The sequence below is a fragment of the Alloyangia pacifica genome (genome assembly GCF_020524285.1).
GTDB lineage: Bacteria > Pseudomonadota > Alphaproteobacteria > Rhodobacterales > Rhodobacteraceae > Salipiger > Salipiger pacificus_B.
Genome location: NZ_JAIVKX010000007.1, coordinates 159529 through 181722, shown reverse-complemented (window position 1 = coordinate 181722; position 22194 = coordinate 159529). Strand labels below are relative to the sequence as shown.

Genomic DNA, 22194 nt, shown 5'->3' with positions numbered 1-22194 from the left:
AGATCATGGCGTGAGATACCTCATTGCGCTGCTCGCCGCGCTGCTGGCTCCGCCAGCCCTTGCGCAGGGTGGCCTGTTTTCCATGGAAAGCCGCGAGGACGGGCGCGGCTGGGAGGCGGTCGGGCGGCTGGAGATCGGCGGCACCGCCTTCTGCACCGGCGCGTTGATCGCGCCGGAGCTGGTGCTGACCGCGGCGCATTGCCTGTTCGATGCGCAGAGCGGTGCGCGGGTGCCGGTGGAAGACATCCAGTTCCTCGCCGGATGGCGCAACGGCCGCGCCGCTGCCTACCGCCGGGTGCGCCACGACCTTGCGGTAATCGAGCTGCAGCTGCCGATCCGCAACCATGCCATCGCGCCCTTCGCGCTCGGCCCCTTTCCCGAGGCGGGCGAAGAGCTGGGCGTGGTCTCCTACGCGCATGACCGCTCCGAGGCGCCGGCATTGCAGGAGTATTGCGGCGTACTGGACCGGCAGGAGGGCATGCTGGTGCTCGACTGCACGGTGGATTTCGGCAGTTCCGGCGCGCCGGTGTTCTCCTTCGAGGGCGGGGCGCCGCGCATCGTCTCGGTGATTTCCGCCAAGGCCGAGGCGGGTGGCGCGCCGGTCTCGCTGGCCACCGGCGTTTCCGGCCCGCTGGCGGAACTGCGCGGCGCGCTCGAGGCGGACATCGTGCGCAACCCGCTCGGCGCGGGCCGCCGGCGCGACACCGGCGCGAAGTTCATCAAGCCATGAGAGCGCTTTTCGCCCTTCTCCTGCTGCTGCCCGGGCTGGCAGCCGCGCAGGCGAACTTCGACGTGATCGAGGGGCGCGGCGACCTGCTGGGCTGGGAGGCGGTCGGCCGGCTCGACGCCGAGGGAGGCTTCTGCACCGGCGCATTGATCGCCCCGGACATCGTGCTGACCGCCGCGCATTGCGTCTACGAGCCCGACGGCACGCCCCGCCCGCCCGAGACATTGACCTTCCGCGCGGGCTACTACCGCGGCACGCAGATCGTGACGCAGCGCGTGCGGCGCTGGGTGACGCCGCCCGGCTACGTACAGCACCCCACGCCCACCCATGAGAGCGTCGCGGTCGACGTGGCGCTCCTCAAGCTCGAGGCGCCGATCACCAGCGCCGAGGCCGATCCCTTCCGCGTCCTGCAGCACGCGCCGCAGGGCAGCGCGGTCACCGTGCTCAGCTACGGCCGGGGCCGCGAGGAAGTGCTCTCGCGCGAGCCATCCTGCGCGGTCACCGGGCATTATGCGGACGGCGTGCTCGCCTTCGACTGCGACGTGACCTTCGGCAGCTCCGGCGCGCCGGTCTTCCTGCGCGAGAACGGACGGCTGCGCATCCTGTCGGTGATCTCCTCGACCGGCGGCGGCTCGGCCTACGGCCCGGGGATCGCGGCGCTGGTCCCCGAGCTGTCGGCACGGCTGCGGCGCGAGGGATCCCGCCCGGCGGCGAGCGCCGGCGCACGGCGCATCACCGTCGGTGGCGGGCGCGACGGCACCGGCGCGCGCTTCGTCCGGCCCTGAGGGTCCCGCCCTCTTGAAAGCGCAAAAATCCCTCCCCATCTGAGTTTGACCGGGGTGCCTGAGACAGGGCTCCGGACCGACCCGCGCCTGTTCCGGATGGAAAGGCGCAGCTCAACGCTATCGCACAGTCTCGCTCAATGGAGGATTCCCATGCGACATTTCGATCTTGCCCCGCTCTATCGCGCCACCGTCGGTTTCGACCAGATCGCCGACATGATGGACCGGGTGCTGGCCAGCGACGTGGCCCAGCCCAGCTATCCCCCCTACAACATCGAGAAGACCGCCGATGATGCCTATCGCATCTCGATCGCCGTGGCCGGCTTCGCCGACGAAGACCTCTCGGTCGAGGTGAAGGACCACGCTCTGGTCGTCTCCGCCAAGAAATCCGAAGATGGCCAGGAGCGCAGCTACCTGCACCGCGGCATCGCCACCCGCGCCTTCGAGCGCCGTTTCACCCTCGCCGACCACGTACGGGTCGAAGGCGCGACGCATGAGAACGGCATGCTGCACATCGATCTGCGCCGCGAGATCCCCGAGGCGCTGAAACCGCGCCGGATCGCGATCGCCAAGCCGCAGCGCACCGAGGCCATCGAGAAGGACGTGGTCGACGCGCAATCGGTGAACTGACCGCCGCACATCAAGCTTCACAGCAAGCTGAGGTCGACCTGACCTGACCAGGGCCCCGCTGGACGCAGCGGGGCCCATTTGTCTCGGCGCCTAGGTCGCCAACGGCGTTCCACCCCCGCGAGCCTTGCGACGGCGGGCAATGCCCAGCCCGGCGAGAGCGAGCCCCAGGAGCGGCAGCGTCGCCGGCACCGGAACCGGCGAGAGCTCGAAGTCGAACTTCGCGAGGTGCCAGCCGTGGGTAGACCAGGTCTGGTGCGGGGTGCCTTCAGCACGGATACCCGAGACCATGCCCTTGCTGAAGCTGAGGTCCGAAATCAGCAGCGACAGGTTGTTCGACGCATCCCGAACATAGGACGCCGTCTCAGCGGAAAATATCTGCGTCCAGGATCCGTTCAACAGAAGGTCGAGCGTGAACTCGACAGGAGACGATGAGTTGTGCGCATGGAAATAGGGGTTCCCGAAAACACCGGTCAGGGTGTCGGCCTCGAACCCGGCGAAGGTGATCTGCTCGATATTGAATCCGTCGCTGCCTCCATTGGCGGACCAGTTCACCGTCGCCGCACCGGCCGTCGAGGCCGCGATGAGCGACAGTGCCGCGGCTGAGCCAAAAACCAAGTTCCTAAGATCAATCATAAACATGTTCCCTCTGAACACCGGCGACACGGAATTTCGCCAGACCCAAGAATGGTCGATCAAGACCCCGCCGAGCGTCAAAACAATTGCCGCGAAAAGTTTATGTATAGAGGTGTCGGAAACCTAATCGCCGATCTCCGCTTACGTACCTCGAGTTGGTTAAGAAAATCGGGCCGAAATTAACCACCCAACCGCGCAGCGTTAACGAACTCGAAAGCATTTTCAGATGCCCTCCCGACCGGCGGTGGAGAAACCGCGCTTCCCCGCGCTGAGTCTGCGCATCACGTCAGCCCGGTGGTTTGGCTCTGGCCCTCCGTTGCGGGGTCAACCTCCAACACCACCGCCCCCGCCCGGTGCCGCGTTTCCACCAGCCGGTGCGCCGCCGCGATCTGCTCCAGCGGAAACCGGCTGTCGATGACCGGGCGCAGTTTTCCGGCGCGCCACAGCTCCAGCAACGCGTCGAGCGCCGCGCGGCTGTCGCCGCTCACGTGCAGCGCCATGCGCGGCCCACCCGAGAGCTTTGCCCGCAGCATGTGCCCGAGCTCTCGCAGCCCGAAGTTGAGCGGCAGGAACAGCCCGTCCTTGTCCAGAAGCCGCCGGCTCTCGGGCCAGCGCATCGCCCCCACGGTGTCGAAGACCAGATCGAAACGGCCGGTGATCGCGTCGCGGCGGTAGTCCAGCACGCGCTCCGCCCCGAGACCGCGCAGGACGGCTGCGCGCCCCGGTCCCGCCACGGCGGTGACATGCGCACCGCACGCGGCGGCGATCTGCACCGCATAGGCCCCCACCCCGCCGGAGGCCCCGAGGATCAGCACCGTCTGCCCTGCGCGCAGCTGCGCCACGTCCCGCAGGAACTCCTGCGCCGTCAGCCCGCCGAAGGGCAGCGCCGCGGCCTCGTCGAAGTTCATGCCCTCGGGAATCAGGGCCACCGCGTCCTCGGCCTTGGCCAGACCGTATTCGGCGTGCCCGCCGTGGCCCAGTACGGCTACCACCCGCTGCCCCATCTCGAAGCCGGTGACGCCTGCGCCCAGCGCCGCGACTTCACCCGCCACGTCGGAGCCCGGCACGAGGTGCCGCGGCTTCCACAGGCCCGCAACCAGCCGCCCGATGATCGCGAGCCCGCCGGGGAAGGCTGCCGCGCGCAGGCGCCAGTCGGCGGTGGTCACCGAGGCGGCCCGGATGCGGATGAGAATCTCGCCCGGCCCCGGCTCGGGGCGCGGCAGGTTCTCGATGCGTAGGATGTCGGCGGGGCCGTAGCGGCGGGCGGTGACGGCTTTCATGGCGGGCTCCTCGGGGCTCAGTGTCAGATCTTGGTTGGATGCGCCGCAGATACACTCCACGATTTCGCAGGGATATTGACCAATATTGCACCAGACCTATACAAATACGCATGGATTGGCAGAACCTCCGCTTCGACTGGAACCGCCTGCGCGGCTTTCTCGCGACCGCCGAGCAGGGCTCGCTCTCCGGCGCGGCCCGCGCGCTGCAAATGAGCCAGCCCACCCTCGGGCGGCAGGTGGCAGCGCTGGAGGCGGACCTGGGGCTCACCCTCTTCGAGCGCCATGGCACCGGCCTGCAGCTTACCGAGGCGGGCCTGCAACTGGCCGAGCACGCCCGCGCCATGGGGGAAGCGGCGGAGCGCTTGTCGCGGGTCGCCTCCGGCCAGCAGCAGGAGATCGCCGGGCATGTGACGATCACCGCCTCGGAGATCTACGCCGCCTGGCTGCTGCCGCAGCTCCTGCCGCAGATCCGCGCCGCCGCGCCCGGGCTGACCATCGAGATCCTCGCCTCCAACGCCATCCGCGACCTGCGGCGGCGCGAGGCGGACATCGCCCTGCGCAACGCCCGGCCAGAGCAACTCGACCTCATCGCGAAACGCATCGCCGAGGACTGCGGCAGCTTCTACGCCACCCCGGGCTATCTCGCGACGCTGCCGCCAATCGCAGCGCTGCCCGACCTCGCGGCGGCGGAGTTCATTGCCTTCGAGGACCCGGGCCCGCACAGGGCCTTCCTGCGCGAGCTGGGCGTGCCGGTCACCGAGGCGAACTTCCCGCTGGTCAGCTCCAGCCACCTCGTGCACTGGCAGATGGCCCGCGCCGGGCTGGGCATCGGGGTCGGCCCGCTCGGGCTCGGCGATCCCGACCCGCAGCTCACCCGCGCCCTGCCCTCTCTGGAAATACCCTACCCGGTCTGGCTGGTCGCCCACCGCGAGCTGCACACCTCGCGCCGCATCCGGCTGGTCTACGACCTGCTGGCCGAGCTGATCCCGCCGCTGCTGCGCGCGCCCTGACCCTTCTTCTCTTTCCAAATACGCATGGCGCAAAATCCCCACCTGCGCCACGAACGGCAAGGGCGCCGCACGGTCCCCCGCACGGCGCCCCTGTTCGACCCGCTAGGTTCAGTCGAGCTTGAACGACCAGAAGAAGGTCTCGCCCGAGCTGTCGTCGACGCCGTCGTTGTCGGTCGAGACATAGACGGTGCCGTCCTGCGCGATGGCGAGGCCCTCGACCTTGTCGACCACGTAGCCGCCCCAGGACTTCAGGTCGGGGATCAGGTCGCGCACCTCTTCCTTGCTGACCACGGGCAGATTGCCGCCCAGCGGAGCGGGCACCAGCTCCGACAGCGGAATGCGATAGACCTTCTTGGTCACCGCCGCGGCGCCGATCTGGTTGTCGCGCTCCACCACGTAGACGTGGTCGCCATGCGCGGTGATCTCCGACAGGCCGACCCAGCCCGTCTCGGGGGCGGCCTTGGCATAGCGCACGGCGCCCCATTCCTCGGTGCCCGGGTTGTAGGACACGAGCTTCACGTGGTCCTTCGGATCATCGCCCCATTCGCGCTGCACCGCCATCCACAGCGTGCCATCCACCATGGTGATGCCCTCGAAGCCAAAGCGCTTCTCCTGCGCCAGAAGCTCGGCGGGCAGGCTCACCTCGTCCTCGATCTCGCCATCGCTGTTCACGTGGTAGAGCGCATGCGGGATCAGCCGGTCGGTGCGCCCCTCGGAGGCGAGCCAGAAGCCGCCCTCGCCGTCGGTGGTGATGCCTTCGAGGTCGAGCTTCTGCGCCGGGCGGCCCGCGCGGGTCACGTCGAGCGCCTTGGTGATCTTCGCCGGCTTCGACGAGGGGTCGATGGTGAAGATGCGCGGCTGGAAGCCGTAGAAGCTGTCGTTGACCGCGTAGACCATGCCGTCGTCCCCGGCGACCATGCCCGAGATCGCGCCCCAGCCGATCAGCTCGTCCGCGCCTTCGGAAGTGAGCGTCGGGTACATCGCCTCGCCCTCGGCGTATTCGTAGATCATCACGTGGGCGCGCACGCCGCCGTCCTCGATCAGGTCTTCCTCGTTGGCGGTGACCAGCAGGTTGCGCTGCGGGATGGCCACGGCGCCTTCGGGGGCGATGCCCGAGGGCAGCATCTGCTTCAGCACCGGCGCTGCGGGGTCGGTCATGTCGTAGATACCGGCCACCGAGCCCCGCTCGGAGAGCAGGATCATGTAGGGCGTGCCTTCGAAGCTGGCGACCTCCATGCCCTCGGGTTCCGCGCCCTTGGCGTCGGAGCGCTTGTCCGGGTAGTGGCCGACCTGCACCACGGCATGCTCGAAGCTGTTGCCGCTGTCGTAGACCTCGCTGCCGTCCTTGCCAAACACGGTGAAGCTGCGCGAGCCGCCATCCATGTCGCCCTCGTTGGCGATTGCGAAGTGGTCGTCGTCAAGCCACTGCACCGAGTCGGGCTCGCGCAGGCGTCCTTCTTGGCTCTCGGTGAAGACCAGCGCGCCGCGCTCGTCGGTGGCGTCGATCTCGGTCAGGTCGGTGCTGCCGGCGGAGAAGTGGCTGCGCACCTCGCCGGACTTGTTCAGCACGACGATGTGGTTGTTCTCCTGCAGCGTCACCACGATCTCGCCCGCGCCGTTCACGTCGACGAACTCGGGCTCGGGGTCTTCCGGCGCGATCTCGGCCAGGCCGGTCACATCCGCCTTCACCAGGCTGGCGCAATCCGCCGCGCCATCCACCACGTCGAGGATCGCCACGAAGCCCGCGGGCATCTGCGGCACGCGACCGTCGCCGGCGTCCTCGTCACGCTCGTTCTCGATGGCGACGGTGACGAAGCTTCCGTCCCTGGCCAGCGCCACGCTGTCCGGCTGGCCGCCGAGGTCGCATTCCCCGACGATCTCGCCGCTCTCCATGTTCACCATCTCGAGTTTGCCCGACGGGTCGGTGTAGCTCTGCGACGTATTCACCCCGACGAAGGCGATGCCACCGGCAACGGCCACCGAGGTCGGCTCGCCGCCCATCGCGATGTTTCCGAGCGGCTTCGGCGCGCGCGGGTCGGTGATGTCGATACGGCCGATCACCCCCAGCGGGCTGTCGGTATAGACCAGCGTGTTGCCGTCTTCCGAGGCGTAGATGATCTCGGCAGAGGTCACGCGGGCGCGATCCTCGCCCTCGGCCATGTTCTCGGGCGTGGCAAAGCTGGCGATGCGGTTGAAGTTCATCTCGGCCTGCGCGGCCCCGGCGAAAAGCGCCAGTGCCGAGGTCAGGCACAGCGTGCGGATGGTCATTGGATGTCCCCCTGTTTCGGTCCGCCCCGCCATGATCCCGAAATGTAACAGCCGCGTGATGCGCGAATGACGCATTGATGACCCAACGGAAATCACACCCTTCCCAAGCCGCGAAAACTGCGCGGAAAATGCCGCAGTCCGCCCCCGCGCAACAGAGATTCGCATTTTTCGGAGGCGTGGCACCTTGCCCAGTTTTCCGGCCCCAAAACCGGCTTTACGCTTCTGATGTCAGGTAGGAGACCCACCTTGTTCAACGCAATTTCAGAAACTGCGCGCGCTTATTTCAGCACGCTTCGATTTCCCGCCGCCTGTGGCATCCTCGCGCTGGGAACGGCGCTGAGCGGTCCCGCGCAGGCGTCCGACACGTTGCTCACCGTGATCGCCGCCGGTGGCCAGACGACCGAGCTCGACCGCGAGGCGCTGGACGCCCTGCCCCAGCAGGAGTTCAGCACCGAGACGCAATGGACCTGGGAAGAGCAGAGCTTTCGCGGTCCGCTGCTGGTCGACGTGCTCGAGATGGCGGGCCTCCCCGGTCCGGCCTCCGGCGGGGTGATCGAGTTCGTCGCCGATGACGGGTACCGCGCACGCGTCGACCTGACAGAGAACGCACAGTACCTGACGGACGCGTACCCGATCATCACCACCCGCATCAATGGCGAGCCCTTCCCGCTCGAAGAGAACGGCCCGCTCTGGGTGATGTTCCCCTATGACGCCCAGCCGGAGCTGGACGTCGAGGCGGTGCACAGCATGACGGTCTGGCAGCTTCTGCAGATCGTCGAGGTTGCCGAGTGAGACCAGCGGGAACCGGGGCCTAGGCCCCGGTCACCGCGCGGCAGAGCGGGCTGCCCGCCACGGCCAGCCCGTCGATCACGTCGAAATGGTGCAGCCCGGCGTCGATCACCACGTCGCAGTCCCAGGCCTCGCCCAGCCAGCGCGCCTGGTCGAGGAACACCGGGCGCTCGTCTCCGCCGACCCAGACCGTGACCGGCACGTTCGGCGCGAGCTGGTGGATCGGGCTTTCGGCCTCGGCCTCCGCCGCGTCCAGTTTCAGACCGGCGTTCATGTCGGTCTGCATCAGCGGCGCGAGGTCCGACAGCGGCGAGATCGGCACCACGCCTGCGATCCGCGCCGCCACCGCCTCCGGCAGCATCCCCGGCGCCAGCATCCGCGCCACGAGGTGCCCGCCCGCCGAATGGCCGGTCAGATGGATCGGCCCCGCGACCTCCTCCGCCGCATTGTGCACCGCCGCGGCGACCTGCCGGGTGATGTCCGAGATGCGCACGTCGGGGCACAGGTCATAGGACGGCATCGCCACCGCCCAGCCCTCCGCCAGCGGCCCGGCGGCAAAATGCGACCAGACCGAGCGGTCGAAGCGCAGCCAGTAGCCGCCGTGCACGAAGATCACGAGGCCCTTCGCCTCCCCCTCGGGCAGGAACAGGTCCAGCGCTTCGCGCGCGCCAGGCCCGTAGGCGAGGCTGCGGAACCGGCCCGCCTCGGCAAGCTGCGCCCGGAACGCCTCGGCCGCCGCGCTCCAGCGGGGCGGGAAGTCCGCCGCACCGGGAATATGGGCGGCATTGGCATATGCGTCGCTGAGGTCCATCGTCTTTCTCCGTTCTCGTACTAGACTCGGGAATAACAGATACGCCGCCGCCCGCAGCAGGAAACGCGGCTAGGCGCGCGGCACGACAAATGGAGATCGCCATGCTAGACCAGACCACCGACCTTCCCGGGCTGCTGAAGGATCCCAGCCTCCTCGCCACCCGCGCCTATGTGAACGGTGAATGGATCACCGGCGCTGACGGCGAGTTCGAGGTCACCAACCCGGCCCGCGGCGACGTCATCGCCCGCGTCGCCGACCTCGACCGCGCGCAGATCGCCGGCGCCATCGACGGCGCCTACATTGCGCAGAAGGACTGGGCGAGCTGGACCGGCAAGGAGCGCGCGAAAGTGCTGCGCAAGTGGTTCGACCTGATGATGGAGAACCAGGACGACCTCGGCACCATCATGACCGCCGAGCAGGGCAAGCCGCTGGCCGAGGCCAAGGGCGAGATCGCCTATGGCGCGTCGTTCATCGAGTTCTTCGGCGAAGAGGCCAAGCGCGTCTACGGCGAGACCATCCCCGGCCACGCCCGCGACAAGCGCATCACCGTGCTCAAGCAGCCGATCGGCGTTGCCGCCTCGATCACGCCGTGGAACTTCCCCAACGCGATGATCACCCGCAAGGCCGGCCCGGCGCTGGCCGCCGGCTGCTCCTTCGTCGCGCGCCCGGCCTCGGAAACCCCGCTCTCGGCGCTGGCCATCGCGGTGCTGGCCGAGCGCGCCGGCATCCCGGCAGGCGTATTCAACGTGGTGCCGACCTCGTCGGCGTCGGAGGCGGGCAAGGAGTTCTGCGAGAACCCCAAGGTGCGCAAGCTGACCTTCACCGGCTCCACCGAGGTCGGCCGCATCCTGCTGCGCCAGGCTTCCGACCAGGTGATGAAATGCTCGATGGAACTGGGCGGCAACGCGCCCTTCATCGTCTTCGACGACGCCGATCTCGATGCCGCGGTCGAAGGCGCCATCGCCTGCAAGTTCCGCAACAACGGCCAGACCTGCGTCTGCGCCAACCGCATCTACGTGCAGTCCGGGGTCTATGACGCCTTTGCCGAGAAGCTCGCGGCCGCCGTGAAGAAGCTCAAGGTCGGCGACGGGCTGGAAGAGGGCACCGATCTCGGCCCGCTGATCACCCCCAAGGCGATCGACAAGGTGCAGGAGCACATCCGCGACGCCAAGGAGAAGGGCGCCACGCTCCTTCTCGGCAGCGAGGAACAGGAGCTGCAAGGGCAGTTCTTCGGCCCGACCATCGTCACCGGCGCCACCCGCGAGATGAAGTTCGCGACGGAAGAGACCTTTGGCCCGCTTGCCCCGCTGTTCAAGTTCGAGGACGTGGATGAGGTCATCGAGATGGCCAACGACACGATCTTCGGCCTCGCCTCCTACTTCTACGCCAAGGACCTGAGCCGCGTGTACAAGGTGGCCGAGGCGCTGGAGTATGGCATCGTCGGCGTCAACACCGGCCTCATCTCGACCGAGCTCGCCCCCTTCGGCGGGGTCAAGCAGTCGGGTCTCGGCCGCGAGGGCAGCCACCACGGCATCGAGGATTACCTCGAGATGAAATACGTCTGCCTGAGCGTCTGAGCACATCGCGGATCCGCGATGAACCAGCCCAGAATCCAGGCGAAGCCGCCGGGCAAGCGCCGGCCCGTGCCCACGGGCTGGCGCTTTTGCGCAGCAGCACACCGCTCGGGTGTCTTCCGGAGCTGGCCGGGATAAAGCGCTTGCCCCGCAAGTCGCAGCGCCACCCCAAGGGACGGCGCTCGCCCGGCTTTCGTTGCACCACACTCCCCCAGCGTAACGCTCCACGTGAAACAGCCCTCTTGCCAAACCCGCCGCCGCGCAGCATCCTTTGCGCCGGGCAGGCGATGGCGTCGCCGGTGCCGCGTGGCACGCCCTGTCGTCCGGTGACATCCCGTCATCCAAAGACACGACCGTCCTGAACGCCGGGACCTTGCTTTGTCTCTGCGGCAGGGTCGGGTTCCGCCCCTCCGCATCCAAAGGAGGGCCATATGGACCACCAAGTGAACACCCGCCCCGCGACCTACCGGTTCCACAACGGCGAGAAGGCACCCCTGCCCTTCGCGCCCGAGGAGTACGAGGCCCGCCTGAGCGGCCTGCGTACCGAGATGGCGGCGCAGGGCATCGACGCCTGCGTGCTGAGCTCGATGCACAACATCGCCTATTACTCGGGCTTTCTCTATTGCAGCTTCGGCCGCCCCTACGCGCTGGTGGTCACCGCCACCGAGAGCGTCACGATCAGCGCCGGCATCGACGCCGGTCAGCCCTGGCGGCGCTGCCATGGCGACAACATCACCTATACCGACTGGACGCGGAACAACCTCTGGCGCGCGGTGCGGCAGGTCACCGGCACCGGCAAGGTCGTCGGCTTCGAGGCGGACCACCTGACGCTAGCGCAAAAGGCACTGCTCGACGAGTTCCTCTCCCCGGCGCGGACCTCGGACATCGCCCCGGCCACCATGCGCCAGCGGATGCTGAAATCCCCCGCCGAGATCGCGCTCATCCGCCACGGCGCGCAGGTCGCCGACATCGGCGGCTATGCCATCCGCGAGGCGATCCGGGAGGGCGCGCGCGAGATCGACGTGGCCATGGCCGGACGCGATGCCATGGAACTTGAGATCGCGAAACGCTTCCCGGATGCCGAGTACCGCGACACCTGGGTCTGGTTCCAGTCGGGGCTGAACACGGACGGCGCCCACAACCCGGTCACCGCGCGCGCCCTGCAGCGCGGCGACATCCTCTCGCTCAACTGCTTCCCGATGATCTCGGGCTATTACACCGCGCTGGAGCGCACGCTCTTCGTCGGCGAGGTCGATCCCGCCTCGCTGGAAATCTGGGAGTCCAATGTCGCCACGCACGAGCTCGGCCTTTCGCTGCTGAGGCCGGGGGTGAGCTGCGCCCAGGTGACCCAAGCGCTCAACGCCTTCCTGTCCGAGCGGGACCTGCTGCAGTACCGCACCTTCGGCTACGGCCACAGCTTCGGGGTGCTCTCGCACTATTACGGCCGCGAGGCGGGGCTGGAGCTGCGCGAGGACATCGACACGGTGCTTGCCCCGGGTATGGTGATCTCGATGGAGCCGATGCTGACCATCCCCGAAGGCCAGCCCGGCGCCGGCGGCTACCGCGAGCACGATATCCTGGTGATCACCGAAGACGGGGCAGAGAACATCACCGGCTATCCCTACGGCCCGGGGTTCAACGTGGTCGGCTAAGGCGCGCAAAAGGATGGGGGCCCTGCCCCCGTCCGCTATCGCGGATTTCCCTCGGAATATCTCCACCAAGCGGACACCAGCACGTTCCCTTGCCGGGCGGGCAATGGCCGGGCGGGGAGTCTTCTGCGGCTGCACGGTTGATTTTCCCTTCCGGACAGGTCACCTGAGGGAAAGGCGCACCGCGCCACGCTTGCCCGTCCGCAGTCATCAGGAGAGCCCCCGTGACCTACGTGAAATGGACCTTTATCGTGCTCTTCTGGGTGCTTGTCGGGTCTTTCCTGCACTACACTCTGCCGCAGCACGACATCGCGCGGATCACCGACACCTACGAGAAACGCGAAACGCCGGGCTCGCTGAACCGCTGGTTCTGGAGCCAGGCCGGCAGCAAGAGCGCCGCCGCCGCCGGCGGGCGCGACGTGTTCTTCATCCAGACCCGGCTGGCGAACGACAAGGTGATGGTCTACCGCAACGAGGACACGAGCTGGGGCTGGCCGCCCTACTTCAAGTTCGACACCTCGAACCTGCAGGCCGAGGCCAATGATCTGCGTTCGGGTTCTGCCGAGCCGCAATGGGTGTCGATCAAACACTACGGCTGGCGCAACGAGTTCTTCTCGATCTACCCCAACGCGGTGAAAATCCGTCCGGTCGACGGGCCGGACGTGCGCATCATCCCCTGGACCAATATCATCGTGCTGACCCTGCTGGCGGCGCTCACCTGGGCGGTCTGGGTGCGCTGGCGGCGCTTCCGCCGCGCCCGCATCGACCCGGCGCTGGAGGAGATGGGCGACAATCTCGACGAGGCGGGCGGTCGCATCCGCGGCTTCTTCGGGCGCAAGAAGGGCTGAGGCCCGGGTGCCAAAGCCGCGGAGTGCCACAAGGGTCGCCTCGCGCGGCACGGCCCCTATGTTGCCAATGGTGCCATAGCCAATGGAGTGAGGTGAGACGATGGGCTTCGTGGACGCGGTGAAGACCTGCTTTCGGAACTACGTGACCTTCTCGGGCCGTGCGGCGCGTCCGGAATTCTGGTGGTTCGCGCTTTTCGTCTACGGCGGCGGCCTGCTGCTCGGCCTTCTCGACCTCGCGCTCTTCGGGCAGACCACCACGGTCTCGACCGAGACGACCACCGCCGTCGCCTCGCAGACCAGTTTCGCGCCCTTCTCCTCGCTCTTCGGCCTGGCGGTGGTGCTGCCATACATCTCGGTCACCGTCCGGCGGCTGCATGACACCGATCGCAGCGGCTGGTGGTACTGGATCGCGCTGATCCCGCTCATTGGCGTGATCGTCCTCATCGTCTGGCTGGCGTCCAAGGGCACGCCCGGCGACAACCGCTACGGGCCCCGTCCGGGTCAGTAACTCCCCGTGCCGCGCAGGATCTGCTGCCAGACGCCGGGCGCGTCGTAGAGCGTCCATTCCCGCCGCAGCCCCTCCGGGCCGAACTCGGCCTGGGTCATCCCGAGGATCTCGACCGGCGCGCCACTGGGGGCACCAAAAACCCCCTGCCCGTCGTGCCGCCCGGTGAGCCGCCAGCGGATGCAGGCGCGCGGCGGCGCCAGTGGCGTTTCGGCGCCAAGCGCATGCTCGACCTCGAAGTGGGCCGAGGGGAAGGCCGCGCGCAGCCCGATCCAGAAAGCCTCCGCCTCGCGCGGGCCGCAGCCGACCTCGGCGCCGGGCAGGAAGAGTTCCGCCGCCGGGTCGTATTGCTCGGCCAGCGCCGCCACCTCGCCCGACATCACCCGCGTGACAAGTTCGGAGAGCGCCGCCCCCCACGACCCGCCCGGGCCATCGCCGTTGCCCGCACCGCTGTAGCGCGGCGCGACCGACTCCGGCGCGCCGCCCGCGAGGCGCAGCCGCGCGCACTCCACCGGGTCCAGCCCGATCTGCCGCAGGATCGCCGCCTCGTCGCGCAGCAGCCATTGCTCGCGCAGCCGGCCCGATGCGCAAAGCCGCTCGGCCATCTGCGTGAACTGCACCCGCGCGCCGCTCGGCGGCCCGTAGAGCCCGGCACCGTCATGCCGGGCGCTGACATGGAAACGCTCGGCGGCATAGAGACTGTTCGCCCCCAAGGCGTGCCAGAGCCGGTCTTCCAGCCGCAGCCGCGGCCCGGTCAGCGCGGCGAGCCGGGCGGCCAGGTCGGCGCCCAGAACCTCGGGCTCCACCAGGGCGCCGCTGCCGCCGTGCGAGATCACCTCGGGCGCCAGCAGCGCCTCCAACCGGTCGAGGCGCCGCCCCTCATCGAGATCGCGGGTCAGGGCGGAGAGATAGGCGCCGGCATCCTGCCAGCACGGGTCGAACCCGGCGAGAAACGACACGCGCGTCACCTTTCTTCTGCCCCGCTGTTCACGGCCCCTCTGCCAGAGGCGGCTCCGCACCGCGACCTCCGCCTGCCGGGCCTTTCCGACCCCGATCCGTACCGACTGAAGTCCTTCCGAACTACAGTCCTAACCAACCACAGTTCCTATCGACCGTCGTCCTTACCGACCGTAGTAGAGGCCCACCACGTGTTCGGCCTCGGCGAAGAAGAGCCAGCGCGAGAGGAACACGCCCGCGACATGCAGGGCAAGGCAGATGAAGTTAAAATACGAGATAGCTGTCGCGAGCAGGAGTGCCGCGGGCAGCACGAAGGCGAGCAGCCCCGCCAGCACGCGCAGCTTGACCGCGTGGCGCCGGGCGACCACGAAGACCATCTCGCGCAGCAGGTAGTTGCTGCCGGTATGCGGCGGGAAGAGCTCCCTCGGACTGCCCTGCGGCCCGAGGCCAGTGGCGCTGGCCAGCGTTGTGCCGCTGCGGGCGAAGCGCCTGTCGCCGTCGATCCAGACCCAGCACTGCAGCGCGGCGGTGAGCGCCAGCAGCAGCAGCGCCGGCCACCTCTGCCCGTAGAGCAGGGCCCCGCCGGTCAGCGCGTAGGCGAAGAAAAGCGCCGGGGTCGACCGGTGGTGCCAGCGCGGCACGGATTTGAGCTGCGCGTAGATCATCGCGGTGCAGAGCACGGTGCCCAGCGCGGCGAGCGTCGTCAGCCAGCCCAGCGGCAGCAGCGGATACCCCAGCAGCAGCGACAGCCCGTAGCCGCCGCCCAGCAGCAGCGTGGCCAGCGCCGCCCAGGCCTCGCGCGAGAGCCAGCTCGTGCGCCACTGGCTGAAGGCTTTCAGCGCCCGCTCACGGCGCTTGAGGTGCAGCGCCGAGGCGGCAAGGCCCGACAGGCACAGCGCATAGGCCAGCGCCAGCCATGCGAAGGCCGTGCCCCCCTCGGGCGGCGAGAGGTCGATGCCGAGCCAGGCCAGCAGGCCGAAACCGAGACCCGAGAGCGTGGTGAAGAGGATGAGCGACGGTGCCGGGTGCATTTCAGAGCCTCGCCAGCGTCCGGTCGATCCAGCCGAGCAGACCGCGGGGCTCCTCGGCCACCGGCTCTAGCCAGGGGGCGAGCACGTCCACCTCGCCCTGCCAGGCGTCGCGCGGCCGGGGCGGCAGGTACTTGTTGGCGGGGCGGGTGCCCTGCTCGGGCATGAGGTCCATGCCGCCACGCGCCTCGACCAGCAGGCTCACCTCGCTTTCCGGGTCCGACAGATCGCCGAAATGCCGCGCCCCCGCCGGGCAGGTGCGGACGCAGGCGGGCTCGCGGTCCTGCTCGGGGAGGGTCTCGTTGTAGATGCGATCGACGCAGAGGGTGCATTTCTTCATCACCCCCTCGGCCATGTCCATCTCTCGCGCGCCATAGGGGCAGGCCCAGGCGCAGAGCCCGCAGCCGATGCAGTCGGCCTCGTTGACCAGCACGATGCCGTCCTCGGCCCGCTTGAAGCTCGCGCCGGTGGGGCAGACGGTGACACAGGGGGCATCGGCGCAATGCAGGCAGGACTTCGGGAAATGCACGAGCTGCGCCGGGCCGGCTTGCGGCATCACCTCGTAGGCGTGGACGCGGTTGAGGAAGGTGCCCGAGGGCGCGGCGCCATGGGCGTCCTGATCCGACAGGGGGCTCGGCTGGCTTTGCGTGTTCCAGCCCTTGCAGGCCACCACGCAGGCGTGACAGCCGACGCAGGTGTCGAGGTCGATGACCAGGCCGAGCTGGCGTTCCGTGTGGCTGGGAAGGTCGGTCATTCTGGCGTGTGGCTCGTGGCTGGCGGGGTTTCGGGGCGCTGCCCCGGACCCCGGGATATTTTCGTCTAGACGAAGGCTCAGGCGGGGTGCGGGACGGGAGAGCGGAGCGGTGGGAAGCCGGGGCTGGCCTCGCGGGGCGCGGCGATCCTCTCGAGGCGGACACGCAGGTCGAACCAGGCGGCCTGGCCGGTGATCGGATCGGAGTTGGAGAGGCTGTGGCCATCTGCGCGCGGGGGCAGGTGCTCGGGGATCAGGTGGTTGAGCAGCACGCCCTGTGTCGCCTCCGGCGCATCCGGGTCGAGCCCCCAGGCGCCCTTGCGCTTGCCGATGGCGTTCCAGGTCCAGACCACGCTCTCGCTCTGCGCCTCCATGCGCGCGGCAGGGGCGGTGATCTCGCCATGCGCCGAGATGACCCGGACCCAGTCGCCCGCCTGCAGGCCGAGCGCGTGCCACCATGCGCCGGGGATGTAGAGCGGGTTGCTGCCGTGGATCTGCCGCAGCCAGGCGTTCTGGCTGCCCCAGCTGTGGTACATCGCCATGGGGCGCTGGGTGAGCGCGTGCAGCGGGTAGCTGTCCTCGGCCCCGGAGCTCTCCGACAGCGGCGGGTACCAGACCGGCAGCGGCGTCATCACCGCGGCGAGCCGTTCGCGGAGCGGCTCGGGCGGCTGCAGCGCGCCCTGCCCTTCGGCGGCCCGCTGGAAGCGGCGCAGGGGCTCGGACCAGAGCTGGACAAGCGCGGGGGACGGGGTGTCGAGCAGGCCGATCTCCATCGCCCAATCCTGGTAGGCGCGGTTCCACGGCTTGTAGTAGGCGGCCTCCGGCGGCACCGGGATACTGTGCGTGCCGCCCGCCGCAATGTAGCTGTCCAGCTGCGCCTCGTTCGGCGTGCCGCGCCCGTCCTGCAACCCGTGCGGCCCCATGCGGAAGCCGGCGAGCGGGCCAATGCCCGGCCGGCGCTCATGGTTGGTGATGTAATCGGCGTAGTCGCGGTAGACCGGCTTGCCACCCTCTGACATGCCCGGCAGGCCGAGCCTGGCACCGAGGTCCAGCAGCACCGACTGGAAAGGGCGCACGTCGCGGTCGGGCTCCACCACCGGCCAGCGGATCGCATCCGCGGCGGCATCGGGCTCGGAGATCGGCCGGTCGAGCAGCGAGATGCAGTCGTGGCGCTCGAGATAGGTGGTGTCGGGCAGGATGAGATCGGCGTAGGCGACCATCTCCGAGGCATAGGCGTCGGAGTAGATGATCCGCGGGATCAGGTAGTTGCCATCCTCGTCCTGCGCCGTGAGCATCTCCATCGTGCCGGCGGTGTTCATCGCCGAATTCCACGCCATGTTCGACATGTAGAGAAACAGCGTGTCGATCGGGTAGGGATCCCCCGCCACCGCATTGGCAATGACCATGTGCATCATCCCGTGCACCGCCAGCGGCGCCTCCCAGCTGAAGGCCTTGTCAATCCGCAGCGGGTTGCCCTGCGCGTCCACCGCCAGATCCTCGGGCCCCAGCGGGTGGCCGAGCGGCGGGCCGTCTAGGGGCTGGCCGGGAACGGCGCGGGCATGCGGACGGCAGTGCGCCTCGGGCGGCTTGGGATAGGGCGGCTTGAAGCGGAAGCTGCCCGGGGTCTCCACCGCGCCGAGCAGGGCCTGCAGCAGATGGATGGCGCGGCAGGTCTGGAAACCGTTGGAATGGGCCGAGACGCCGCGCATGGCGTGCATGGCCACCGGGCGACCGGGCATGGTGGCGTGCGCGCGGCCGCGAAAATCGGTCCAGGGGCGGTCCAGCTCCAGCTTCGTTTCAAAGGCGGCGCGGGCGATCTCGGCAGCGAGCCAGCGGATGCGTTCGGGTGGCAGGCCGACGCACTCGGCCACCGCCTCGGGGGCATAGGCCCTGTCCATGTACTGCCCGGCGATCATCTCCATCACCGTGCGGTGGCTGATCCCGGCGCGGCGCAGGTGGCCGGTGAGCTTCGGCGTCACCCCTTCGCCGTCCCAGGGCGCGGGGCGGCCGGTGCGGGCGTCGATCACCAGCGGCGTGCCGTCGTCGCCCCGCAGGAACAGCCCGTAGTCAGGAGATTTCGGGTCGCAGTCGACCAGCACCGGGGCATTGGTGAACTGCGCGAGAAACTCCAGGTCGATGCGCCCGGCGCGCAGCAGCTCGTGCACCAGAGAGAGCACCAGAAGCCCGTCGCTGCCCGGGGTGATGCCGAGCCAGTCGTCGGCGACAGCGCTGTAGCCGCTGCGCACCGGGTTGATGCTGACCACCTTGGCGCCGCGCGCCTTGAGTTTCGAGAGCCCGATCTTGATCGGGTTGCTGTCGTGGTCCTCGGCCACCCCGAAGAGCAGCAGCAGTTCGGCATGCTCCCAGTCGGGGCCGCCGAATTCCCAGAAGCTGCCACCGAGCGTGTAGACCCCCGCCGCCGCCATGTTCACCGAGCAGAAGCCGCCATGGGCGGCGTAGTTGGGCGTGCCGAACTGCTGCGCCCACCAGCTGGTGAGGCTCTGCGACTGGTCGCGCCCGGTGAAGAAGGCGAGCTGCTCGGGCGCCGTCTCGCGCAGCGGTTTCAGCCAGCCGGCGGCGGTGTCGAGCGCCTCCTCCCAGCTGATCTCCTCGAAGTCGCCGGAGCCGCGCGGACCCACGCGGCGCAGCGGTGCGCGCAGCCGGGCCGGAGAGGTCACCTGCTTCAGCCCCGCCGCGCCCTTGGCGCAGAGCACGCCACGATTCACCGGGTGGTCGCGGTTGCCCTCGATGTAGACCGGGGTGCCATCCTTCAGGTGAACGTCGATGCCGCAGCGGCAGGCGCACATGTAGCAGGTCGTCTTGCGGATCTCGTCCGAGATCTGCACCTGGGTGTCGGGTGTGTCGTGCTGCCGTTCCGTCTGCGCCATGCGGGTCCACGTCCGTGCCTGCTCCGAAGGCTAGGACACAAGCCCCCCGTGTGGCTAGGTGTTTTCCGGTCACGCAACCGCGATGGGCGGGGCGGCGCCCGTCGCGCATGGGCCGCGCAGACCCGCGCGCCGGATCAGCCCGCCGGTGCCGCCTGGCAGGGCATGTCCGTGGATGCACAGGGTTCGGAGGCCCTGCCGCGCTGTGCCACCTGCTCCTGCAGCAGCGATCCCACAGACTGCCCCCAGGCGTCCCAGTTGAGGTGCGACTCGTATTCCTCGCGGCTGCGGCGCGAGAGCGCGGCGTAGCGCGCGGGCGCGTCGAGGCAGGCAAGCACGCAGGCGGCGAAGTCCTCGGCGCCGCTGCCCGGCGGCAGGGCGAAGCCGTTGATCCCGTCACGCACCGGCACGCCGCCGATGCGCAGGCAGAGCGAGGGCACGCCATGCGCCGAGGCCTCGCAGAATGCGAAACCGTAGCTCTCGAAGCTGGGCATGACGGTGAAATGCGCGCGGGCGTAGAGCTGCTCGAAGAGCGCCGCCTGCTCGGGCACCGCCTTGTCGAGCTGCGGGTGAACCTCCATGTGCGGCCCCTGCGCCTCGGGCGGCGGCACGCAGCCGATCACCGTCAGCCGCGCGTCGATGCCGCGCGCGCGCAGCAGGCACATGACCTCCTGCGCCACCGGGCCACCCTTGGCCCACCAGTTGCGGCCCACAACCAGCAGATGCAGCGTGCCCGAGCGCGAGATCTGGCGCGGCGCGGGCGGTGGCGGCGGTGCGATATTGGCGCCCCAGGGCACCAGCCGCGCCTTGCCCTCGGGCAGTCCGTAGCGCAGGGCGCCGGCATCCATCAGCCATTGCGAGGGCCAGAGCAGCAGGTCGGCGCGTCGGAACACCTCGGCCTCGGCGCGTTCGACCCAATCGTCGAGCAGCCGTCCGCCGGGGATCAGCCCCGGATGCGCCTGACCGATCTCGGAGTCGCGGTAGATGCTGTGGGTGGCGTCCGAGGTATAGGCCACGGTCATCGGGTAGGGCAGCCGCAGGCCGAGCAGCGACTGGAAGGCATAGGCGCCGAAGAGCACGTCGTAGTGATCCTGCCGCAGCGCCGCCTCGACGCGCCGGGCCACCAGCTGCGAAAGCGCGATCTGCGCACGCCAGCGCAACCGCAGGCTGAGCGCGTCGGGCAGCGACAGGATGGCGCGGCGGACCGGCTCGGCGGCGCCCCAGTCGGTGGGCAGGATCGTCACCTCCCCGGCATGGGCCTGCAGCGCATCGTGGATCCGCGCATTGCCCCCCGAATAGAGGTTCCGGTCGAGCGCCGAGAAATCACTCAGATAGGCGATCTTGAGGCGGCGACGGACCATCCTGCACTCCTACTCCTGCAACCTTCCTTGAGGTCAGGCTCCACCCGCAATCGGGCAGGAACATGTCTCCAAACGAACAATCCTGCGGTTTCCCCTAGATTTACGCCATGCCGGAGACACCCCGCCAGCCGCCGCCGGACGCCGCGCCGGAAAATGTGCCAAATCTGCCGATCCGAGGTGCATCGCCGCGCTCTGCAGGCGACAGCACGGCGGCGGCGTGATACTGAAAGGCCCTGTTCCGGGCGCAGGGGGCGCCGCGCGGGGCAGCGTTCTGAGTTGTCTGGTTCACGGGTCGCGACACGGCATGCCCAACGCTCTTGCCTATCTGATGCTGGCGCTCTGGCCGATCGTGACGGTCGTGCTGTTCCGCCGCATGGCGCCCGACCGGGCGCTGGTCGCCGCATTGCTGGCGGGTTACCTGATCCTGCCCGAGCCCCCGGCGGCCTTCGACCTGCCGATGTTCCCGCCGCTGACCAAGCACAATATCCCGGCCATCGCCGCCTTTGCCTTCTGCCTCTGGCGCTACGGGCTGGAGGGCGGGCTGCTGCCGCGCTCGCTGCTCGGGAAGATCCTGCTGATCACCTACGTTCTGTCACCGGCGCTCACCGCGGTGACCAACACCGAGCCCGTGTTCTACGGCCAGATCGGCCTGCCCGGGCTCTCGGTGAAGGACGGCGCGGCGCTGGTGCTGCAGCAGGCGCTGCTGGTGCTGCCCTTCCTGCTGGCCCGGCAGTTTCTCGCAGAGGGCGGTTCGCAAAGGCACCTGCTGATGGCGCTGCTCTGGGGCGGGCTGCTCTACACGCTGCCGATGCTGGTCGAGATGCGGCTCTCGCCGCAGCTCAACAACTGGATCTACGGCTACTACCAGCACCTCTTCGGACAGTCGATCCGCGCCAATGGCTACCGGCCCATCGTGTTCCTCTACCACGGCCTCTGGGTCGCCTTCTTCCTGATGACCGCGGCGGTCTCGGCCTGGGCGCTCTGGCGCACCGAGCGCAGCGTGAAGCTGCTGCTGGCGGCGCTCTGGCTGACGCTGATCCTGGTGCTGGCGAAATCGCTGGGCGCGCTGATCTTCGCCGTGGTGCTGATCCCGGCGGTGCTGCTGCTGACCCGCATGGGTCAGTTCCGCGTGGCGCTGCTGATCGGGCTGGTGGCGATCACCTACCCGGTGCTGAAGGGCACCCACCTGGTGCCCGAGGACCGCATCCTCGCGCAGGCCGCGAAGATCGATCAGGAGCGCGCCTACTCGCTGGAGTTCCGCTTCGAGAACGAGAACACGCTGCTCGACCGCGCCTACGAGAAACCGGTGTTCGGCTGGGGCAGCTGGGGGCGCAACCACATCCTCGACCCGGTCACCGGCAATATCCTGACGGTGACCGACGGGCGCTGGATCATCGTCATCGGCGTCTACGGCTGGGTCGGTTTCCTTGCCGAGTTCGGGCTGATCCTGCTGCCGCTGCTGCTGCTCTGGCGAGAAAGCGCCGCGCGCGGCGACGAGGTGATCTCTCCCTTCGTCGCGGCGCTCTCGCTGCTGCTGGCGATCAACCTGTCGGACATGGTGCCCAATGCCACGCTCACCCCGCTGACCTGGCTCGTCGCCGGATCGCTCACCGGCTACGCCGAGGCGCTGAAGTCCGCGCGCCTGAAGCGGATCGAACGCGACCGCCCGGGGGCGCTGAAATGGCAATCGATCCTCTGACCCTCGG

General features: G+C 68.9%; 19 protein-coding genes. 10 read left to right on the top strand and 9 right to left on the bottom strand.

Going from position 1 to position 22194, the window contains the following annotated elements; all coding sequences use genetic code 11:
• Positions 1-10: 10 nt before the first annotated feature.
• The 3 genes from LC039_RS10955 to LC039_RS10945 all read left to right on the top strand — a co-directional run bounded on the left by LC039_RS10955 (position 11) and on the right by LC039_RS10945 (position 2139).
• Positions 11-730, top strand: a complete 720-nt coding sequence (locus LC039_RS10955) for a trypsin-like serine peptidase (RefSeq protein ID WP_413463831.1) — start codon at positions 11-13, stop codon at positions 728-730.
• Positions 727-1512: a trypsin-like serine peptidase gene (locus tag LC039_RS10950; RefSeq protein ID WP_226624071.1), complete on the top strand. Its 786-nt coding sequence runs from the start codon at positions 727-729 to the stop codon at positions 1510-1512. Before LC039_RS10955 ends, LC039_RS10950 begins: the two co-directional genes overlap by 4 nt.
• A gap of 150 nt (positions 1513-1662) precedes the next feature.
• A complete protein-coding gene (locus tag LC039_RS10945) occupies positions 1663-2139 on the top strand; it encodes an Hsp20 family protein (RefSeq protein ID WP_226624069.1) in 477 nt (158 codons plus the stop codon).
• 90 nt (positions 2140-2229) lie between these two features.
• On the opposite strand, the gene LC039_RS10940 is transcribed toward LC039_RS10945, so the two are convergent.
• Both LC039_RS10940 and LC039_RS10935 read right to left on the bottom strand, forming a co-directional pair.
• Positions 2230-2778 (bottom strand): PEP-CTERM sorting domain-containing protein, encoded by a 549-nt coding sequence (locus tag LC039_RS10940; RefSeq protein ID WP_226624068.1) that lies wholly within the window; start codon positions 2776-2778, stop codon positions 2230-2232.
• Between the two features lie 275 nt (positions 2779-3053).
• Positions 3054-4052: an NAD(P)-dependent alcohol dehydrogenase gene (locus LC039_RS10935; protein WP_226624065.1), complete on the bottom strand. Its 999-nt coding sequence runs from the start codon at positions 4050-4052 to the stop codon at positions 3054-3056.
• 110 nt (positions 4053-4162) lie between these two features.
• On the opposite strand from LC039_RS10935, the gene LC039_RS10930 reads away from it, so the two are divergent.
• Positions 4163-5062: a LysR family transcriptional regulator gene (locus tag LC039_RS10930; protein ID WP_226624064.1), complete on the top strand. Its 900-nt coding sequence runs from the start codon at positions 4163-4165 to the stop codon at positions 5060-5062.
• Between the two features lie 108 nt (positions 5063-5170).
• Here LC039_RS10930 and LC039_RS10925 read toward each other — a convergent pair whose 3' ends face one another.
• Positions 5171-7330, bottom strand: a complete 2160-nt coding sequence (locus LC039_RS10925) for an esterase-like activity of phytase family protein (protein ID WP_226624062.1) — start codon at positions 7328-7330, stop codon at positions 5171-5173.
• A gap of 246 nt (positions 7331-7576) precedes the next feature.
• Between LC039_RS10925 and LC039_RS10920 the strand changes: the two genes are divergently transcribed.
• On the top strand, positions 7577-8122 hold the full coding sequence (locus tag LC039_RS10920; protein WP_226624061.1) for a hypothetical protein: 546 nt from the start codon (positions 7577-7579) through the stop codon (positions 8120-8122).
• Positions 8123-8141: 19 nt separating this feature from the next.
• On the opposite strand, the gene LC039_RS10915 is transcribed toward LC039_RS10920, so the two are convergent.
• Positions 8142-8930: an alpha/beta hydrolase gene (locus LC039_RS10915; protein ID WP_226624059.1), complete on the bottom strand. Its 789-nt coding sequence runs from the start codon at positions 8928-8930 to the stop codon at positions 8142-8144.
• Positions 8931-9031: 101 nt separating this feature from the next.
• Between LC039_RS10915 and LC039_RS10910 the strand changes: the two genes are divergently transcribed.
• The 4 genes from LC039_RS10910 to LC039_RS10895 all read left to right on the top strand — a co-directional run bounded on the left by LC039_RS10910 (position 9032) and on the right by LC039_RS10895 (position 13509).
• A complete protein-coding gene (locus LC039_RS10910; protein WP_226624053.1) occupies positions 9032-10507 on the top strand; it encodes an NAD-dependent succinate-semialdehyde dehydrogenase in 1476 nt (491 codons plus the stop codon).
• Positions 10508-10935: 428 nt separating this feature from the next.
• On the top strand, positions 10936-12156 hold the full coding sequence (locus LC039_RS10905) for a M24 family metallopeptidase (protein WP_226624051.1): 1221 nt from the start codon (positions 10936-10938) through the stop codon (positions 12154-12156).
• 221 nt (positions 12157-12377) lie between these two features.
• A complete protein-coding gene (locus LC039_RS10900; RefSeq protein ID WP_226624049.1) occupies positions 12378-13001 on the top strand; it encodes a DUF1523 family protein in 624 nt (207 codons plus the stop codon).
• Positions 13002-13101: 100 nt separating this feature from the next.
• Positions 13102-13509 carry a DUF805 domain-containing protein gene (locus LC039_RS10895; RefSeq protein WP_226624047.1) on the top strand — a complete coding sequence of 136 codons (408 nt, stop codon included), beginning with the start codon at positions 13102-13104 and terminating at the stop codon, positions 13507-13509.
• Here the strand turns inward: LC039_RS10895 and LC039_RS10890 are convergent.
• The 5 genes from LC039_RS10890 to LC039_RS10870 all read right to left on the bottom strand — a co-directional run bounded on the left by LC039_RS10890 (position 13503) and on the right by LC039_RS10870 (position 20488).
• Positions 13503-14465, bottom strand: a complete 963-nt coding sequence (locus LC039_RS10890) for an ester cyclase (protein ID WP_226624046.1) — start codon at positions 14463-14465, stop codon at positions 13503-13505. The two genes, LC039_RS10895 and LC039_RS10890, sit on opposite strands and share 7 nt — an antisense overlap.
• A 162-nt stretch (positions 14466-14627) precedes the next feature.
• Positions 14628-15494, bottom strand: coding sequence for a dimethyl sulfoxide reductase anchor subunit family protein (locus LC039_RS10885; RefSeq protein WP_226624044.1), 867 nt, complete (start codon positions 15492-15494; stop codon positions 14628-14630).
• 1 nt (position 15495) lies between these two features.
• The gene (locus tag LC039_RS10880) at positions 15496-16245 is read right to left on the bottom strand and encodes a 4Fe-4S dicluster domain-containing protein (RefSeq protein ID WP_226624042.1); all 750 of its coding nucleotides are present in this window, start codon (positions 16243-16245) and stop codon (positions 15496-15498) included.
• Positions 16246-16322: 77 nt separating this feature from the next.
• A complete protein-coding gene (locus LC039_RS10875) occupies positions 16323-19130 on the bottom strand; it encodes a molybdopterin-dependent oxidoreductase (RefSeq protein ID WP_226624040.1) in 2808 nt (935 codons plus the stop codon).
• 134 nt (positions 19131-19264) lie between these two features.
• Positions 19265-20488, bottom strand: a complete 1224-nt coding sequence (locus LC039_RS10870) for a glycosyltransferase family 4 protein (RefSeq protein WP_226624038.1) — start codon at positions 20486-20488, stop codon at positions 19265-19267.
• 304 nt (positions 20489-20792) lie between these two features.
• Here LC039_RS10870 and LC039_RS10865 point away from each other — a divergent pair, with 304 nt between their 5' ends.
• The gene (locus LC039_RS10865; RefSeq protein ID WP_226624037.1) at positions 20793-22187 is read left to right on the top strand and encodes a hypothetical protein; all 1395 of its coding nucleotides are present in this window, start codon (positions 20793-20795) and stop codon (positions 22185-22187) included.
• Positions 22188-22194 lie beyond the last annotated feature (7 nt).

Excerpts from the sequence above, each read along its gene's own strand:
- LC039_RS10935 (WP_226624065.1), bottom strand. The coding sequence starts at position 4,052 with ATGAAAGCCGTCACCGCCCGCCGCTACGGCCCCGCCGACATCCTACGC.
- LC039_RS10880 (WP_226624042.1), bottom strand. The coding sequence starts at position 16,245 with ATGACCGACCTTCCCAGCCACACGGAACGCCAGCTCGGCCTGGTCATC.
- LC039_RS10885 (WP_226624044.1), bottom strand. The coding sequence starts at position 15,494 with ATGCACCCGGCACCGTCGCTCATCCTCTTCACCACGCTCTCGGGTCTC.
- LC039_RS10895 (WP_226624047.1), top strand. The coding sequence starts at position 13,102 with ATGGGCTTCGTGGACGCGGTGAAGACCTGCTTTCGGAACTACGTGACC.
- LC039_RS10930 (WP_226624064.1), top strand. The coding sequence starts at position 4,163 with ATGGATTGGCAGAACCTCCGCTTCGACTGGAACCGCCTGCGCGGCTTT.
- LC039_RS10915 (WP_226624059.1), bottom strand. The coding sequence starts at position 8,930 with ATGGACCTCAGCGACGCATATGCCAATGCCGCCCATATTCCCGGTGCG.
- LC039_RS10925 (WP_226624062.1), bottom strand. The coding sequence starts at position 7,330 with ATGACCATCCGCACGCTGTGCCTGACCTCGGCACTGGCGCTTTTCGCC.
- LC039_RS10950 (WP_226624071.1), top strand. The coding sequence starts at position 727 with ATGAGAGCGCTTTTCGCCCTTCTCCTGCTGCTGCCCGGGCTGGCAGCC.
- LC039_RS10940 (WP_226624068.1), bottom strand. The coding sequence starts at position 2,778 with ATGTTTATGATTGATCTTAGGAACTTGGTTTTTGGCTCAGCCGCGGCA.
- LC039_RS10910 (WP_226624053.1), top strand. The coding sequence starts at position 9,032 with ATGCTAGACCAGACCACCGACCTTCCCGGGCTGCTGAAGGATCCCAGC.
- LC039_RS10945 (WP_226624069.1), top strand. The coding sequence starts at position 1,663 with ATGCGACATTTCGATCTTGCCCCGCTCTATCGCGCCACCGTCGGTTTC.
- LC039_RS10865 (WP_226624037.1), top strand. The coding sequence starts at position 20,793 with ATGCCCAACGCTCTTGCCTATCTGATGCTGGCGCTCTGGCCGATCGTG.
- LC039_RS10905 (WP_226624051.1), top strand. The coding sequence starts at position 10,936 with ATGGACCACCAAGTGAACACCCGCCCCGCGACCTACCGGTTCCACAAC.
- LC039_RS10875 (WP_226624040.1), bottom strand. The coding sequence starts at position 19,130 with ATGGCGCAGACGGAACGGCAGCACGACACACCCGACACCCAGGTGCAG.
- LC039_RS10870 (WP_226624038.1), bottom strand. The coding sequence starts at position 20,488 with ATGGTCCGTCGCCGCCTCAAGATCGCCTATCTGAGTGATTTCTCGGCG.